At 58.4% G+C, this 16,727-nt stretch carries 14 protein-coding genes; 8 read left to right on the top strand and 6 right to left on the bottom strand.

The annotated features are described in order from the left end of the window. Positions 1–8 precede the first annotated feature (8 nt). A complete protein-coding gene (locus KGD89_RS05330; RefSeq protein ID WP_025258776.1) occupies positions 9–683 on the top strand; it encodes a bifunctional 4-hydroxy-2-oxoglutarate aldolase/2-dehydro-3-deoxy-phosphogluconate aldolase in 675 nt (224 codons plus the stop codon). A 146-nt stretch (positions 684–829) separates the two neighbouring features. Here KGD89_RS05330 and KGD89_RS05335 read toward each other — a convergent pair whose 3' ends face one another. Continuing rightward, complete coding sequence (locus KGD89_RS05335) at positions 830–1,063, bottom strand: DUF3820 family protein (protein ID WP_025258777.1); 234 nt, start codon at positions 1,061–1,063, stop codon at positions 830–832. 219 nt (positions 1,064–1,282) lie between these two features. Here KGD89_RS05335 and KGD89_RS05340 point away from each other — a divergent pair, with 219 nt between their 5' ends. After that, complete coding sequence (locus KGD89_RS05340) at positions 1,283–1,753, top strand: PA2169 family four-helix-bundle protein (protein ID WP_025258778.1); 471 nt, start codon at positions 1,283–1,285, stop codon at positions 1,751–1,753. Between the two features lie 56 nt (positions 1,754–1,809). On the opposite strand, the gene KGD89_RS05345 is transcribed toward KGD89_RS05340, so the two are convergent. The 5 genes from KGD89_RS05345 to KGD89_RS05365 form a co-directional block, all read right to left on the bottom strand. Next, a complete protein-coding gene (locus tag KGD89_RS05345) occupies positions 1,810–3,321 on the bottom strand; it encodes a sensor domain-containing diguanylate cyclase (protein WP_025258779.1) in 1,512 nt (503 codons plus the stop codon). Between the two features lie 171 nt (positions 3,322–3,492). Beyond that, entirely contained in the window at positions 3,493–4,857 is a 1,365-nt protein-coding gene (locus KGD89_RS05350) for a heavy metal sensor histidine kinase (protein ID WP_025258780.1), read from the bottom strand. After that, positions 4,847–5,524, bottom strand: coding sequence for a heavy metal response regulator transcription factor (locus KGD89_RS05355; protein ID WP_025258781.1), 678 nt, complete (start codon positions 5,522–5,524; stop codon positions 4,847–4,849). Before KGD89_RS05355 ends, KGD89_RS05350 begins: the two co-directional genes overlap by 11 nt. A 10-nt stretch (positions 5,525–5,534) precedes the next feature. Then, on the bottom strand, positions 5,535–8,636 hold the full coding sequence (locus tag KGD89_RS05360) for a multidrug efflux RND transporter permease subunit (protein WP_025258782.1): 3,102 nt from the start codon (positions 8,634–8,636) through the stop codon (positions 5,535–5,537). Next, positions 8,633–9,793, bottom strand: coding sequence for an efflux RND transporter periplasmic adaptor subunit (locus KGD89_RS05365; protein WP_025258783.1), 1,161 nt, complete (start codon positions 9,791–9,793; stop codon positions 8,633–8,635). Before KGD89_RS05365 ends, KGD89_RS05360 begins: the two co-directional genes overlap by 4 nt. A 350-nt stretch (positions 9,794–10,143) precedes the next feature. On the opposite strand from KGD89_RS05365, the gene KGD89_RS05370 reads away from it, so the two are divergent. The 6 genes from KGD89_RS05370 to KGD89_RS05395 all read left to right on the top strand — a co-directional run bounded on the left by KGD89_RS05370 (position 10,144) and on the right by KGD89_RS05395 (position 16,662). Then, entirely contained in the window at positions 10,144–10,524 is a 381-nt protein-coding gene (locus KGD89_RS05370) for a hypothetical protein (RefSeq protein WP_025258784.1), read from the top strand. Between the two features lie 307 nt (positions 10,525–10,831). Continuing rightward, positions 10,832–11,416, top strand: a complete 585-nt coding sequence (locus KGD89_RS05375) for a fimbrial protein (protein ID WP_025258785.1) — start codon at positions 10,832–10,834, stop codon at positions 11,414–11,416. 61 nt (positions 11,417–11,477) lie between these two features. Then, positions 11,478–12,215: a fimbrial biogenesis chaperone gene (locus KGD89_RS05380; protein ID WP_025258786.1), complete on the top strand. Its 738-nt coding sequence runs from the start codon at positions 11,478–11,480 to the stop codon at positions 12,213–12,215. Positions 12,216–12,360: 145 nt separating this feature from the next. Continuing rightward, on the top strand, positions 12,361–14,925 hold the full coding sequence (locus tag KGD89_RS05385) for a fimbria/pilus outer membrane usher protein (RefSeq protein ID WP_025258787.1): 2,565 nt from the start codon (positions 12,361–12,363) through the stop codon (positions 14,923–14,925). Further along, complete coding sequence (locus KGD89_RS05390) at positions 14,916–15,662, top strand: fimbrial biogenesis chaperone (RefSeq protein ID WP_025258788.1); 747 nt, start codon at positions 14,916–14,918, stop codon at positions 15,660–15,662. The genes KGD89_RS05385 and KGD89_RS05390 overlap by 10 nt, the downstream gene beginning before the upstream one ends. Position 15,663: 1 nt before the next feature. Then, the gene (locus tag KGD89_RS05395; protein WP_025258789.1) at positions 15,664–16,662 is read left to right on the top strand and encodes a fimbrial protein; all 999 of its coding nucleotides are present in this window, start codon (positions 15,664–15,666) and stop codon (positions 16,660–16,662) included. The last annotated feature ends 65 nt before the right edge of the window (positions 16,663–16,727 follow it).

The following is a 16,727-nucleotide window of genomic DNA, read 5'->3' on the forward strand; positions in this document are numbered from 1 at the left end:
CCGTCGCCATGACAACGAACGAAAATAATCAGCCGCGAAACAGCATGGCGAACAAGATTGCCCAGATCGACGAACTCTGCGCCAAGGCCAGAATCCTGCCGGTCATTACCATTGCCCGCGACGAGGATGTCCTGCCGCTGGCAGACGCCCTGGCGGCCGGTGGCCTGACGGCTCTGGAAATCACCTTGCGTTCGGCGTTCGGCCTGAGCGCGATCCGTATCCTGCGCGAGCAGCGTCCCGAATTGTGCGTGGGCGCGGGCACCGTGCTGGATCGCAAGATGCTGGCCGATGCCGAAGCGGCCGGCTCGCAATTCATCGTGACCCCCGGCAGCACTCACGATCTGCTGCAAGCGGCGGTCGATAGTCCGCTGCCGATGCTGCCCGGCATCAGCAGCGCTTCGGAAATCATGATCGGTTATGCCCTGGGGTATCGTCGCTTCAAGCTGTTCCCGGCTGAGATCAGCGGCGGCGTGGCGGCAATCAAGGCCTTGGGCGGCCCGTTCAACGAAGTGCGTTTCTGCCCGACTGGCGGTGTGAATGCCGATAACCTCAAGAGCTATATCGCGCAGCCTAACGTGATGTGCGTAGGCGGCACCTGGATGATCGACAACGCCTGGGTCAAGAATGGCGACTGGGGTCGCATTCAGGAAGCCACGGCAGAGGCGCTTGCGTTGTTTGACTGAACACTTGGCCTCGGGCATCCGGCGCGAGGCCTTCAAAGAAGTTGTTGTGGGTTTGTATGGTTTTGCGGTGCCCCCTGGTCCGGGGCGCCGCTTTTTTTTGCCTGCATTATCGGAGTCCATTCGCTACAGCGTCCGGGTAGGAAACTTCAGTCGCGAAGAGATTGGCGAGGTCTTGTGCGCAGCGGGTCCAGCAGCGCGCTCAGGCCGTTATGGTCGATTTCCTGCATCAGGGCCAGCAGCCCACCCAGCTCGCCTTGGGGGAAACCTTCGCGAGCGAACCAGTTCAGGTAATGGCCTGGCAGGTCGGCAATCAGTCGGCCCTTGTATTTGCCGAAAGGCATTTCACGAGTGACCAGCAGTTTGAGTTTTTCAGGGTTCATGTGTAAGCCATCAGTAACGTAATGCCAATGAGAACTTGCCTGCATTCTGCATGCAGGCAAAAAGACAGTTCATGCAGAAAGAGCGGGTTGTGTATTGGTCGTTTTTTCTAAGTCATTGAAAAATATCTATAAAAAATAATAAAAGAAGCTGGCATGGGCTCTGCAATCACTAAGGTCAGCAACATTACTTTCTTCACACTGCCCAGTAAGGATATTGAAATGACCGACGTCAATAAAGAATCCATTGACCTGCTCAACGATCTGATCGAAACCAGCAAAGACGGTCAGAAAGGCTTTGAAACCAGCGCCGAAGACCTGAAGAACCCTGTCCTCAAGAGCTTCTTCACCACCCGTGCCAGTGAGTGCAGCGTTGCCGTCAGCGAGTTGCAGGCTGAAGTCCGGGCGCTCGGTGGCAAGCCGGAAACCAGTTCCAGCGCTGCTGGCTCTCTGCATCGCGTGTGGGTAGACCTGAAGTCTGCGCTGACCGGCAAGAGCGATGAAGCCATTCTCAATGAAGTGGAGCGTGGCGAGGACCATGCTCTGGAAGCCTACAAGAAAGCCCTGCAAAAGGCTCAGGAGAAATCCTTGCCTACCAACGTGGTTGCCCTTGTGCGCAAGCAGCTTGATGGCACCCAGCGCAATCACGATAAGGTAAAGGCCTTGCGTGATCAGGTGCGTCGCGCTTCCTGATAGCGGTTTGCCGTAAGCTTGAAGAAAAACGCCAGCCAGTCTGGCGTTTTTTGCGTTCAGCTCCGGGCGAACAGCCTCTGCTCCACTCGATTGCGTCCATTGTTCTTGGCCTGATACAGCGCCTTGTCTGCCAGCCCGAACAGGGCTTCGAGCTTACTGTTCTGCTGGACGATCTGTGAGGCGACACCAATGCTGACCGTGATCGACTGGGTGTCGTCGGTAAACGGAGGAATGGCTTCGACCGCCAGTCGGATCGACTCAGCCAACACCATCGCGCCCTGCAGATCGGTTTCAGGCAGCACCACGACAAACTCCTCGCCACCATAGCGGGCGGCTATATCGCCAGGGCGACGGATATTGCGTGAAAGGGTGTAGGCGACCTTGCGCAGTGCCTCATCTCCGCCTTGATGGCCATGGCGTTCATTGAAGGCCTTGAAATGGTCCACGTCGATCATCAGCAGCGACAGTGGCTTGCCGGAACGCAGCGCTCGCGCCCATTCGATGTCCAGCGCATCATCGAGCTGACGCCGGTTTGCCAGCCCGGTCAGGCCATCGGTCGCGGCGAGGCTGGCCAGTTTGTCTTCAGCCATGTGGCGGCGGCGCAGCTCACGGCACAGCAGCAAGGTCAGCCAGACAATCCCGATGCACAGCACACCAGTGGCGCTGCCCACCAGCCAGGCATTGCGTCTCCAGACCGCATACACCTCTTCCTCGGCCTGACCGATCACAACAATCAGTTGCAAATCGCCGACACGGGAAAAGGTATAGAAGCGCATGGCATTGAGCTGGGATGACATGGCGGTGAAGCTGCCGGTGCCTTCCTGCACGATACGCTTGAAGTTTTCCGAGGCGCTGTAATCCTTCCCCGTCAGGTCCTGGCCTTCGATATCGGGGTAGCGGACCAGCATGGTGCCCTGTGCCGTGATCAGGCTGATGCTGCTGCCTTTTTCCAGCACCTGGCTCTTGAACAGTTGCTTGAAGTAAATCAGCCGTATGACGCCACTGGCGACGCCTTCAAATTCGCCATTGGGGCCAGACAGGCGACGGCTGAGGCTGATGCACCAATCAGGATTGCCCGAGCGTGTCTTGAACGGGCCGCTTACGTGCAGACCCAGGGACGGGTTTTTCAGGTGGTTCTGGAAATAGGCGCGATCTGAAAAGTTATCGTTGCGCGGGGTGACCGACAAAGAGTCAGCAATAATCTTTCCGGTGTTATCCAACAGCACCATGTCGCCCTTGAACGGCGCTATTGTGGAGCGATCAAACAGGACAAGTTGCCGCAGTTCTGCCGAAATACCCATCAGGTCTGGACGCTTCCACGACTTGAGAATGCCTTGCAATGAAGTGTCATACAGCTCGGCATTGCGCAGGACATCGGCATTGATCAGTTGAACGATATTAGAGGCTGTGCGGGCCGCCGACGATGTGGCATCGGCACGCTCGCGAGCCAGCAGAAACGCGACAATGATCAGAATGGCAAGCATCGACAACGAGCTGCCGCCGATCAGCACTTTCTCGGAGCGTGTCCACTTGTAGTTTGCAGATTGCAGAGGTGCAGGAGAATTCATCGCAGCCGTTGTACGTCCAAAACAGGGCGGTCAAGGCCGGGATATATATCACGCTCTTTATGAAAATATATAAATTAATTCAAGTAAGGACGGGTTTTTCGGGGGCAGTACAGTGAATAAGAATATTTCATTAGTGTGCTGTTTGTTGACGTTGTTTTTATGACGCTGGCGTTAGAGCGGTAGATGGATTCCGAACGTATTGAAACCCTGCTCGCTTCTCACAAAGACCGTACCGCCGTGCATCAGCGCAATGGCTTTGACGATTGCCAGACCCAGGCCATGATTGGCGCCGCTGTTGCTGCGTGATGCATCTACCCGATAGAACCGCTCGAACAGCCGGGGCAAATGTTCTCGCGGTATTGGTGGGCCGGGGTTGGCGACGCCGATGCTGACATGTTCGCTGGCTGACTGAATGTCCACGCGAATCACTTCGCCCGGCTCGGTATGTTGCACCGCATTGTGCAGCAGATTGATCAGCGCGCGACGCAGGTGGGCTTTCTCGATGGGAACGCTGGCATCACCTTGCACTTGGACTTTGACCTGAGCGTCTTCGAGGATGAAGTCCAGATAATCGAGAGTAGTGGCGACTTCCTGGGCGAGGGAGGCACAGGTCAGTTCGGTGGCTTTGCTGCCCTGGTCGGCGCTGGCCAGGAACAGCATGTCGTTGATGATCGAGCGCAGCCGCTCCAGCTCTTCAAGGTTCGATTGCAGCACCTCGAAGTAATGCTCTGCCGAGCGGCCACGGGTCAGTGCCACCTGGGTCTGGCCAATGAGGTTGGTCAGCGGCGATCGCAGCTCATGGGCCACATCGGCGTTGAACGATTCAAGCCGTGAATAGGCCTGTTCGACACGCTCCAGCGTCGAGTTGAAAGAGGTGACGAACTGTTCCAGCTCCGGCGGTAGCGGCGACATGCGCAGGCGACCGGACAAATGCGGCGGCGACAGTTTGCTGGCTTCCCAGGAAAGACTGGCCAGCGGTCGCAGACCAATGCGCGCCACCCAGTAACCCAGCACCGAAGCCAGCACGACGCCGACCACTGCCAGGCTGATAAGGGCAATCAGCAGCGAGTGCTGGGTATGCCAGAACGTTTCTGTGTCGATGGCGGTCATGAAGCGCAACGTAGGGCGCTGGTCCTTGGCCGGGAACTCGCTGACCAGCACTTTGAAAGGATATGGATGATCGGCCAGCCTGAAGTCGTGCATGCCCAATGGGCCTTGGGCCAGACGGTGGATCTCGGCGTTCGGGTTGCCGTATTCATAGAGCGGATCGTCGCTGACCACCCAGAAGCGGATGCGCTTGTCTTCCTCGCTCAACAGGCTGAGCTTGTTCTTGATCTTGCCCCAGTGCTCGGGGTTGCCGAAGCGACTGACCGCCGACTCCAGCACACTGTAGCGCGCATCCACCTCGGCCTTGGGCAGCAGGTCCAGGCCCTTGTCGACTTGCAGGTACAAGACCCAGCCGATCAGCAGAAATACCCCGAAGGCAACCAGCGCGAACAGGCCGCTCAGGCGCAAGGCGATGGAATCAGTCCGCACCGCGGTTCTCCAGCACATAGCCCATACCACGGATGGTGTGCAGCAGCTTCTGTTCGTGAGGACCATCCAGCTTGGCACGCAGGCGCTTGATCGCGACTTCGACGACGTTGGCGTCGCTGTCGAAATTGATATCCCAGACCATCTCGGCAATCGATGTCTTGGAGAGGATTTCCCCCTGACGCCGGGCCAGTACACTGAGCAGCGAAAACTCCTTGGCGGTCAGCTCCAGGCGCACCCCGGCGCGAGTGGCCTTGCGGCTGATCAGGTCGATCCACAGGTCGGCGATGCTGATCTGTACCGGTTCATGACCGCCGCTGCGCCGGGTCAGGGCTTGCAGGCGGGCAACCAGCTCCAGAAAGGAAAAGGGCTTGCCCAGATAGTCGTCGGCCCCTTCGCGCAGGCCGCGAATCCGGTCATCGACCTGCTCGCGTGCGGTCAGCATGATCACCGGCGTCTGCTTTTTCGCCCGCAGGGCGCGCAGCACACCAAAGCCATCGAGGCCCGGCAGCATCACGTCGAGAATGATGACGGCGTATTCGTTTTCCAGGGCCAGGTGCAGCCCTTCGATACCGTCCCGGGCCAGGTCCACGGTATAGCCTTGTTCGGTCAGGCCACGATGCAGGTAATCCGCTGTTTTCTCTTCGTCTTCGATAATCAGCACGCGCATGGGACGACTCTCACTTGTGGATGGCCAGCGCTGGCGCAGGCTCTGGCTGGCGGCGATGGAACAGCCGCTCCAGTTGCAGATAGATGACCGGTGTGGTGAACAACGTCAGCATCTGGCTGACCAGCAGGCCGCCGACCACTGCAATCCCCAGGGGCTGGCGCAGTTCGGCACCGACCCCGAAGCCGAGCATCAGCGGCAAGGCGCCGAGCAGGGCAGCGAGGGTGGTCATGATAATCGGACGAAAGCGCGTCAGGCAGGCTTCGTAGATTGCCTCTTGTGGCGTCATGCCTTGTTCGCGCTGGGCTTCGAGGGCGAAGTCCACCAGCAGGATGCCGTTTTTCTTGACGATGCCGATCAGTAGCACCACGCCGATCAGCGCCATGATCGAGAAGTCCTGGCCCATCAACCACAGCAGCAACAGCGCGCCGATGCCTGCCGAGGGCAGGGTGGAAATGATGGTCAGCGGGTGGACGAAACTCTCGTAAAGCACACCCAGAATGATGTACACCGCCACCAGCGCTGCCAGAATCAGCCAGGGCTGGTTGGCCAGAGAACTCTGGAATGCCTGGGCGGCGCCCTGGAAGTTGCCGATGATCGCTGCCGGCATGGCGATTTCTTTCTTGGCCTCATCCAGCATGCGTACTGCATCGCCCAACGCCACGCCCGAGGCCAGGTTGAATGACAGGTTGGCGGCCGGGAACATGCCGTCATGACTGATGGACAGCGGCCCCATGGTCGGAGCGCTGACCTTGGCCAGTGCCGACAGCGGCACCATCTCGTTGGTCAGCGGCGAGCGCAGATAGAAGTAGTTCAGGCTTTCGGCCTTGCCGCGCTGTTGCGCGTCCAGTTCCAGTACGACCTTGTATTGGTTGACCTCGGTCTGGAATTCGCTGATCTGCCGCTGGCCGAAGGCGTCGTAGAGCGCTTGATCGACGTCTGCGGTGGTCAGCCCGAAACGTGAGGCGGCGCTGCGGTCGATGTCGATATGGGTCACGCTGCCGCCCAGTTGCAGGTCGTTGGACAGGTCGCGGAATGCCGGGTTGCTGCGCAGTTTTTCGGTCAGGCGCTGTGTCCAGGTGTTGAGCAGGTCGCCATCGTTGCTCTTGAGCACGTACTGATACTGGCTGCGGCTGGGGCCGGAGCTGAGGTTGATGTCCTGCCCGGCGCGCAGGTAAAGCACGATGCCGGGGACCTTGGCCAGTTTCGGACGCAGGCGGTCGATGAACTCATTGACCGACACGTCGCGCTGGGCCCGTGGCTTGAGGGAAATCCAGAAGCGGCCGTTGGCGATGGTCTGGTTGCTGCCGCTGACGCCCACCGAATGCGAGAACGCCAGCACCGCCGGATCGGCGCCGACGATCTTTGCCAGCTCCAGGTGTTTTTTCACCATGTCGGGGTAGGAAATATCGGCTGCGGCTTCTGTGGTGCCGAGGGCGAACGCGGTGTCCTGAACAGGAAAGAAGCCCTTGGGGATCAACACATAACCGACAACAGCCAGTACCAGCGTCAGGCCGAATACCCCTAGCGTCAGGCGCTGGTGAGCCAAAGCCTTGCGCAAGCCGCGTTCATAAAACGCCAGCAGTCGTTCACCAAACCCGGGTTTCTTGTGTTGGTCGTGCTTGGGAGCGCGCATGAACATGGCTGCGAGGGTAGGGGCCAGGGTCAGGGATACGACGACTGAAATCAGGATGGTCGCCGTGGCTGTCAGGGCAAACTCCTTGAACAGTCGCCCGACCACGCCGCCCATGAACAGCAGCGGAATGAAGGCCGCCACCAGAGAGAAGCTGATCGATACCACCGTGAAGCCGATTTCCCCCGAACCCTTGATAGCCGCCTCGCGCATGCCCTGGCCTGCTTCAAGGTGGCGATGGATGTTCTCCACCACAACGATGGCATCGTCCACCACGAAGCCGACGGCCACCACAATCGCCACCAGGGTCAGGTTGTTCAGGCTGAAGCCCATGACGTACATCATCGCGAAGCTGGCAATCAGCGACACGCCCAGTACGCTGCTGACGATAAGGGTGGCGGACAACTGGCGCAGGAACAGAGCCATGACCGCGATCACCAACAGGACGGCGATCAGCAGGGTCAGTTCGACTTCATGCAGCGAGGCGCGGATGGTGCGGGTCCGGTCGTTGAGCACTGAAACGTCCACGGATGCAGGCAGCATTTCCCGCAATCGCGGCAGTTCGCGCTGAACGCGGTCCACGGTATCGACAATGTTGGCGCCTGGCTGGCGGAAGATCGCGATATTGACGCCCTGCTGGTCACCGGACCAGGTTTTGACGTAGGCGTTTTCGGAGCCATTGATGACCCGCGCCACATCCTTGAGATGCACGGGAGCGCCGTCCTTGTAGGAGACAATCAACTGCGCATAGTCCTGGGGCTTGAACAACTGATCGTTGGCAGACAGTGTGGAAATACTGTCCTTGCCATACAAGGCGCCCTTGGCCAGGTTCAGGCTTGTCTGCTGAACAGACTGGCGTATATCCGCCAGGGTCAGGCCCAGTGCGGCGAGTTTTTCCGGGGCTGCCTGGATGCGGATCGCCGGGCGTTGCTGCCCTGCGATTGCCACTTGGCCAACGCCTTCTATCTGGCTGATCTGCCGGGCCAGCAGGGTTTCGGTGATATCGCTCAGTTCGGTGCCGGGCATCAGGCTGGAGCTGACGCTCAGGATCAGCACCGGGCTGTCAGCCGGGTTGACCTTGCGCCAGGTTGGCAGGTTTGGCAGGTCGGCGGGCAAGCGTCCTGCGGCCGTATTGATGGCGGCCTGCACTTCCTGGGCGGCGGTATCGATGCTTTTGTTGAGGGTGAATTGCAGGGTCAGATTGGTCGAGCCCAGCGCGCTGCTGGAGGTCATCTGGGTCATGCCCGGTATGGCGCTGAACTGCACTTCAAGCGGCGTGGCCACCGAGGACGCCATGGTTTCCGGGCTGGCGCCGGGAAGTTGGGCGCTGACCTGGATGGTCGGGAATTCGGCTTCCGGCAACGGCGCGATGGGCAGGCGCGGGAAGGCGATGGCCCCCAGCAATACCAGCGCAAACGTCAGCAGCAGGGTGGCGACCGGGTGATCAATGCACCAGGCCGAGATCGAGCCCCGACCTTTCATTGCGCGCTCCCCACCTTGAGCAAGGCAGGCTGTGGCGATTCACTCACTACTTCGATCCGCGCCCCTGGCCGGAGTCGCGACTGTCCGTCGCTGACCAGTACGTCACCGGCTTGCGGGCCGCTGATCAGGGTCAGGTCGCTGTCCTGATAAAGCACCGTGACGGGCACCACTTCGACTTTCTGTTCGCTCGTGACTCGATACACATAATGCTGGTCGATGCCACGCTGCACGACCTGCGGCGGGACCTTGAGCGAGTTGCGTTCGATGCCGGTCTGGATCTTGACCGTGACCAATTGTCCAGGCCAGAGCTTTTCATCGGCGTTGTCGAACTGTGCCTTGGCGCGAATGGTGCCAGTGGTCGCCGATACCTGGTTGTCAATCAGCGCCAGTTTGCCTTCGCCCAGCAGTGTGCCGTTGGCGCCATCGCCCAGGTAAGCCTTGACTGCCGCCGAAGCGGGATTGGCGGTCAGGGTCTGCAAGGTGGGCAGCATGTGTTGCGGCAGGGAGAACTCCACCGCCACCGGGTTTATCTGAGTGACGGAAAACATGCCGGTGGCATCGCTGACACGTAGAAAGTTGCCTTCATCGACATTGCGAATCCCGACCCGGCCAGTCACCGGGGAGCGAATCTGGGTGTGGGAAAGTTGTACCTGTGCGGCATTGATGTTGGCCTGATTACCCAGCACGGTGGCAGTGAGCTGACGAACCAGAGCCTGTTGCTGGTCGAACGTCTGCCGGGAGATGCCGTTGTCGTCAGTCAGTTGGCGATAACGCTTGAGGTCCACTTGCGCCACATCCAGTTGCGCCTGGCTCTGGGCCAGTTGGGCGCGGGCCTGTTCGAGTGTGGCGCGAATCGAGCGGTCATCCAGGGTTGCCAGCAGGTCGCCGGACTTGACCGATTGCCCTTCCTTGACCAGCAGGCGGGTGAGGATGCCGTCTACCTGCGGGCGAATCACCACGCTTTGCAACGACAACACCGAACCTATTCCGGTTACGAAACGCGGTACGTCCTCGGCACTGACACTGATCACTTTGACCGGCACGGCGACCGGGGTGTTTGTCTTGGTAACAGCAGGGCGTGTCAGGTTCCAGGCGGCAATCGCGGCAAGCGTTGCTAAGGTGGCCACAGCAATGACGATTCTGGTCTGTTTACGCATGTGAAGGAGGCGCCGGTAGGGTCAAGTGAGAAACCATGAAGTCTGGTGCTCCTTATAGCGGGTAAACCCGGTCAGTAGAATGACTTTTAGCTGTCAGAATTGTCAGCAAGCGACCAGCAGGGAGTCGCAGCATCAAGAAACGCCAGTTTCAGGCGATATCTGTTTCAGGTTGCACGGGAACACGCTTGAATCACTCACAGGTTCTAGAGCACGAAGTTATTGCAGCATTACTTGCAGAAAATTCGCGCTCTACACAAGAAACATCCTACAGGCAATGTAAGATTTTTCTGGCGATTAATCCTTTTGTCGACTTAACTAAAACCTGTCGGTTGATCTAGCGGAGTAGAACCATGAAGCGCGAGGCGTCGGTGTGGAGAAAGTTTGTCGGGGCTGTATCCAGTGTCCGGAAACTGTCTGCTTTTATCAGTGTTTCTGTGGTGTTCTTATCCGCGCCCATCATGGCGCAAAGCGAAGGGCTCAGGTTTCACGGCAAACTTGTCAATACAGGCTGCACTGTCGAAAGGACTGTCACCCGCGTGACAGATAGTGACGTTCGTTATTTACAGGTTTCCGGTATCACGGTGCAAGTCCGTGCCGGGCGCGATGCATGCGGCGAGCAGGCCATTCCGTTCAGCCTGCACTATCAGCTATTGCCGGTTACTTCATTGCAGGCAGGCATACAGAATCCCGGGAATATCCAGACAGGGTTGCTCATACTGACTTATCAATAAGCGCCTTCTTCTCATGAACCGTCATGTTGGGCAGTGTGACGGTTTTTCAGGCTTTGAAAAAAAGCGAATTCTGTTTAGCTAAATGCAATCTTTGGTTGAGTGTTTTGCTCTGTCTTTCTGCGCAGTCCGCGGTCCGTATGGCGTGTAGGCTATTTTTAATTTTTCCTACAGAAACGTCCTGCAATTAAAGTTGGTCTATCTCCTGTTTCAAAGTCATTAGCCTGACAGCGGCTTAAAAGTCCGGGACCTATAGTGCTCGCCGTCCGATAGTGGGCACACACGAAATAACACAAGGAATGTCGTTGGTATGAAAAAGCTTTCTCTCACATTGGCTGTTATGGGCGTTCTGGGCTTGGGTGCTGCGGGCATGGCTAACGCCGCCAACAACGGTAAGTTGATATTCAATGGAACACTGACCAATATTTCCTGTGATGTTGCTCCAGGCACGGGTGTCAGCCCGGGTACCAATCCTGGCGAAATCAATGTCGATCTTGGAAATGTATCGTTTTCCGATATCGGTCTTTCGAGTGAAAGCAAACTCGAAACGGCCATGCCTATTCAGTTGCTGGTCAACTGCAGTGCCGGTGCCGATCAGTACAACATGGTGAAAATGCGTTTTACAGCCCGCAATGGCAGTGGCCTGGATAACAACGATCCGAAACTGTTGCGCACCACCGGTGCGGCAGACGGTGTCGGTATTGGTCTGCTCAACGCATCCAATGTACTCATGGACCTGAGTGGTAATGAAACCATCGACAACACCCTGGTGAAGGATGGTGCGGGTGGTGCGACGGCAGAAATCAACTTCGGCGCCGTCTATGTACTCAATGGCACACCGACCAATCCGGGTAATGCCGATGGTTTCATGCCTTTCGTGCTGGACTACGAGTAATGAAACGGCAGGGTGAGCATTGCTCGCCCTGCCTCATGCCGAACTCAATGCGAATGCCACCATGTTATTTACCTCTTTTCGCTCTGCCGTCGTTCTTGCGGTGGGGCTGTGGATGTCGGCCGTCGAGGCGGGCATTGTGCTCAATACCACGCGGGTCATTTATCAGGGGGGTGACAAGGAAGCCAGTTTTGCTGTGCAAAACAGCGGCGGCGGAGAGATTCTTCTGCAGTCCTGGCTGGAAGCGCCGGCCCGCGCAGATAACGTCACTGCGAACCTGCCTTTTGTCGTGGCTCCGGCACTTGCCCGCATGGCAGGCGGCAGTCGGCAATTGTTGCGCATCATCTATGCCGGATCAGGCTTGCCGGAGGATCGGGAGTCGGTGCTCTGGCTCAATGTGCAGGAAATTCCCCAGACGGCCTCGGAAAATACCCTGCAGATTGCGATACGTCAGCGCATCAAGGTGTTCTTTCGACCTCAGGGCCTGAAGGGCGATCCGACGGCGGCACCGGAAATGTTGCGCTGGCGGCTGCTCAAGGGCGATGTGCTGGAGGTCGAGAATCCGGGGCCTTACCACGTCTCGATGCTCAAGCTGGCCACCCGCCAGGGCGGCAAGGAACTGGCAAGTCTTGAAAGCCAGATGCTTTCGCCGGGCCAGAACCTGCGCCTGACACTGATGCACAAGTCTGGCAACGGGCCGGTGGCGTTGAGTTTTATCAGCATCAATGACTTCGGTGGGCAAGTTCCTTATCAAGCGACTCTCAATGGAGAGCAAGTTACTTTGGCCACTAAAACCCGATAGCGATAACTCTCCAAATATTAGCCTGGACGCTTTTATTGATTCTCAACCCTTTGAGTACTGAAGATAACAGTGACTCGGTAATCGTGCGCCTGCGTGAAAGGATTCCGCTGCACGTCAGATCTGCGAAGTAGAGTGAAAACAGCTAATGGAATGGCACCACCAGAACAACAAGAAGGCCATGACAGGTTTTGGTCTGTATGGCAGAGCGAACTGGATCAAAGGCAAGACCCGAAGATCATTGCGGCGATGTCGGCTGGCGATTGTGGGGGGAAGTCTGTGTATCACGGCGTTCACCGTGGTATCGGCAGACACGCAAGGTGCACAGCCGGTCAAGTTCAATACGGCTTTCATTCAAGGCAGTGACCAGCCTCCCGACCTGCAGGAGTTTCTGCGCGCCAACAGCGTATTACCCGGTACTTACCGGGTGGATGTGTATGTCAACCGCGCACTGAGCGGTCGCAGGGATATCACCTTCAGTCGTAACGAAAGCTCCGGCCTGATCGAGCCCTGCCTGAGCCCCGAGATGCTTGAGAACTTCGGACTGGACCCGCAGCGTTTGACGGTGACCAGCGGGCAGGAGTGTTTCGATCTGGAAAACACCATTGAATTCGCCCGCATCGATTACCGGCCCGATGCCCTGCGTCTCGATATCAGTGTTCCGCAGGCTGCCATGGCGCGCAGCCGGCGAGGGTATGTATCACCGGAACTCTGGGATCAGGGAGAAACAGCCGGTTTCATCAATTACAACTTCAATGGCTCAAGACGTGATCAGCGTGGGCAGCAGTCGGATCAGTATTATCTGGGGCTGCGCAATGGCTTTAACCTCGGTGCATGGCGGCTGCGCAACGAGTCTTCGCTGGTGTATGGCGATAACCAGCCCTATCGCTTTCGCAGCAACCGCACTTTCGCGCAGCGCGATATCACGGCACTCAAGAGCCAGCTCACTCTGGGTGAAACCTTCACCGATTCTCAGGTCTTCGACAGCGTGCGTTTTAAGGGCGCGACGATAGCATCCGATGATGGAATGCTGTCCGACAGCGAGCGCACCTATGCGCCGGTGATTCGCGGCACTGCCGAAACCAACGCTACGGTCGAGGTCCGGCAGAACGGCTTCATGCTGTACAGCGGCAACGTTTCGCCCGGGCCGTTCGAGATCACCGACATTTATCCCAGCGGTTCCAATGGCGATCTGCTGGTGACCATTATCGAGGCCGACGGTCGACGGCGCACCTTTACCCAGGCCTATGCGTCTCTGCCGATCATGGTGCCTGCCGGTTCGTTTCGCTACAGCCTCGCCGCCGGGCAAGTGGACAGCAATGACGATCACCAGGCCTCGCCGAATTTCACCAGCGCCGCTGTCATTTATGGGCTTTCCGAGCGGGTAACCGGTTTTGGTGGCCTGCAACTGGCCGAGGACTACAACGCCGCCAATATCGGAACCGGGGTCAATACAGGCCTTGGGGCCCTGTCTTTCGACATCACCCATTCGATCAGCGAGCTGAAGCAACAGACCCGCAGCGGCCAGAGTATTCGGGTGCGTTATGCCAATACCCTGGATGTCACCAACACCACATTGGCAGTGGCCGGTTATCGTTATTCCACCGAGCAGTACCGGACCCTCAACCAGCATGTCAGTGAAACGGACGAGCGGCCCGGGCTGCTTGCCAATGGCCGGGCACGAGACCGGCTGGAGCTTAATGTCACTCAGGTGCTGCCCAGCCAGTCCGGTTCTCTGAGCCTGACAGCCTCCGAGCAGCGCTACTGGAACGTGTCCGGCAAGACTCGCCAGTTGTACCTGTCCTACAACGCGGCCTGGCGCACCTTGAATTACAGTGTGTCGTTAGAGCGCAATCAGGAATTTGGCACTCAGGGAAAGGGTGAAAACGATAATCGTCTGGCTTTGAGCATGACCCTGCCGCTGGGGGACTCGCCGGGTTCTTCGCGTCTTTCGTTCAATGCCGTGCGTGATGACAACGGCGAATACAACGTACAGACCGGGCTCAACGGTCAGGTGCTGGACAGGCGCGACCTGTTCTATTCGGTACAGGCCGGCCATGACAGCAGTTCCGGCAGCTTCGGTGCCGGCAAACTCAATGTCACGACGCCTTACGGCCGTTTCGAGACGGGCTACAGCCAGGGCCGTGACTATGACGCCTTGACCCTGGCTGCATCGGGTTCGCTGGTGGCCCATGGTGGCGGGATCAACCTCGGCCAGCCGCTGGGGGAAACCTTTGCTCTGGTTCAGGTACCGGAGGTAGGTGGCGCCAGGTTGAAGTCCTACAGCAATGTGGAAACTTCGGACAATGGCTATGCGGTGCTGCCCTACGCCCAGCCTTATCGCACCAACTGGGTGTCGCTGGACACCCGGCAACTGGGCGCCGATATCGAACTGGATAACGCGATCAGCCAGATCGTGCCGCGTCGTGGCGCGATTCCTCTGGTGAGTTTCAAGGCATCCCAGGGTCGCCGTGTGCAGTTTGAACTGGTTCGTGCCGATGCCAGCCCGATCCCGTTGGGCGCCAGTGTCGAGGATGAGCAGGGCCGTAATCTGGCCGTTGTCGATCCCAACAGCCAGGCATTGGTGCTCAGCGAAAAGGACAGCGGCGTGTTGCGCGTGCAATGGTCGGGGCAAAGCTGCCGTGCTCCGTTCACGCTTCCCCCCAAAGACGCCAAGCGTGCCTATGAGCGGCTCAAGGTGGTTTGCCAATGAACCGGGCATTGCGTCGCGGTGTGTTTGCGCTGTTCTGCTGGGCGAGCAGCACTGTGCAGGCGGCAGTATCGCTGGCGGGTACCCGACTGATTTTTGATGGCGTCTTTCGCGAAGCGAGTATCCAGGCCAGTAATCTCAGTGAGCATGAAGTGTTGATTCAGGCCTGGTTGAGCGCTCCCCAGGACACTGACGAAACGCCCAGAGAGCAGCGAACAGTCCTGCCCTTTGTCGTCACGCCGCATTTCTCCCGTTTGCCTGCCGGAGGCAAGCAGGAACTGCGGGTGCTGTATCAGGGCGCGGGCCTGCCCGAGGATCGCGAGTCACTGCTGCACCTGTACGTTCTGGAGATCCCGCCGCGGCGTGAGGGCACCAATCAGCTCAATATCGCCGTGCGTCAGCGTATCAATGTGTTCTATCGACCTCCCGGCCTGCCGGGCGACCCGGCTGAAACTGTCGGGCGCCTGGGCTGGAGCCTGACGGATGACGCCGTTCGCGTCAGCAACCCCACGGCTTATCACGCCACGCTGCAAGCGGTGAAGCTCGATGAGTTTCTGCTCAGCGATTACCTGTTGCTGGAGCCGGGTGCGCGTCTTGAGTTGCCGATGCCGCGTCAGTCCCGGCCACAAGTCTTTTCATTCAAGGGCCTGACCGACTATGGCGGTCAGCGCTCCCATTGCATGCGGTTGAACGGGCGAATGCCGTTCACTGATTCCATCCCACTCCAAGAAGAATGCTGATATGACCTGTTTTCCTGCCAAGCGCTGGTTGAAACCCCTCGTTCTTGTAGCGGCACTGAGCCCGGCCACCGGCTTTGCCCTGGTGTGCAAGACCCAGGGTTCGGGTGAGTCCGCGATTCATGGCGACCTGAGCAGCACGGTTGCCATACCGGCCTCGGCTCCTAATGGTGAGGTGATCTGGCGTTCCGAACGACTGAACATTCAGGTCGAATGTGCCAGGGAAGGGCAGCAGTCGGTGCCGCAGGAAATCTTTATCTACATCAACCCGGATAACAGGCCGATCGGCCAGGGCATTCGTGCCGGTCTGACCATTGATGGTGTGGATTACCTGCAAACCGGCGGGCGCATCAGTACCCGTCAGTCCGTGCCGGTCTGCCATGAAGGGGATTCCAATATCGGCGCGTGTCCCAAGGCCAGTTTCAACCTGGCATTTTCAGTCTTCGTGCAAAAGTACGGGCCGACGCCGCCTTCGGGCATGGCCAGTGACCTGACCGATTACCGGGTCTTCCAGCTCGACGGTGCGGCCGGTCTGGACCCGGTTCCGGGACGCAACCTCAGTTATGTCATCAACAACCTCAAAGGCCTGCGCTTCATCGCCTGTGAGGCACAATTGCAGGTGATGCCTGAAACACTGGAGTTCGGTTCCATCGGCATTCAGCGGGTCGAGGTGGGAAGGGTATTTGCCAGACGTCCGTTTTCCCTGCTGACCAGCCGCAGTTGTGAATCACCGTTCAGCCTCAATGCGCGCTTCAGGCCGGTGACGGGGCGGCTTGCCGGTGACGTGCTGGTACCGGGCAACAACAGTTCGCTGGGGATTCGGATCGTGAGCGAGAGAAGCAACTTGCCGCTGCGTTATAACGAGCTGTTTCATCTGGCCGACCTGCTGGGTGATAACCAGACGGCGCGTGCAGACTTCAATGCCGAGCTGCTATGGCAGACAACAAGGCCCAAGGCCGGGCCGTTCGAGGCCGAGGTGATGGTGGATCTGTTCTACAAATGACGACGACCCATGGCCGATGTCTGGTCGGGCAAGCGTTCAACGATTGAGGTATGCTGCGCGCCCAC

This window comes from Pseudomonas cichorii, assembly GCF_018343775.1.
GTDB classification, from domain to species: domain Bacteria; phylum Pseudomonadota; class Gammaproteobacteria; order Pseudomonadales; family Pseudomonadaceae; genus Aquipseudomonas; species Aquipseudomonas cichorii.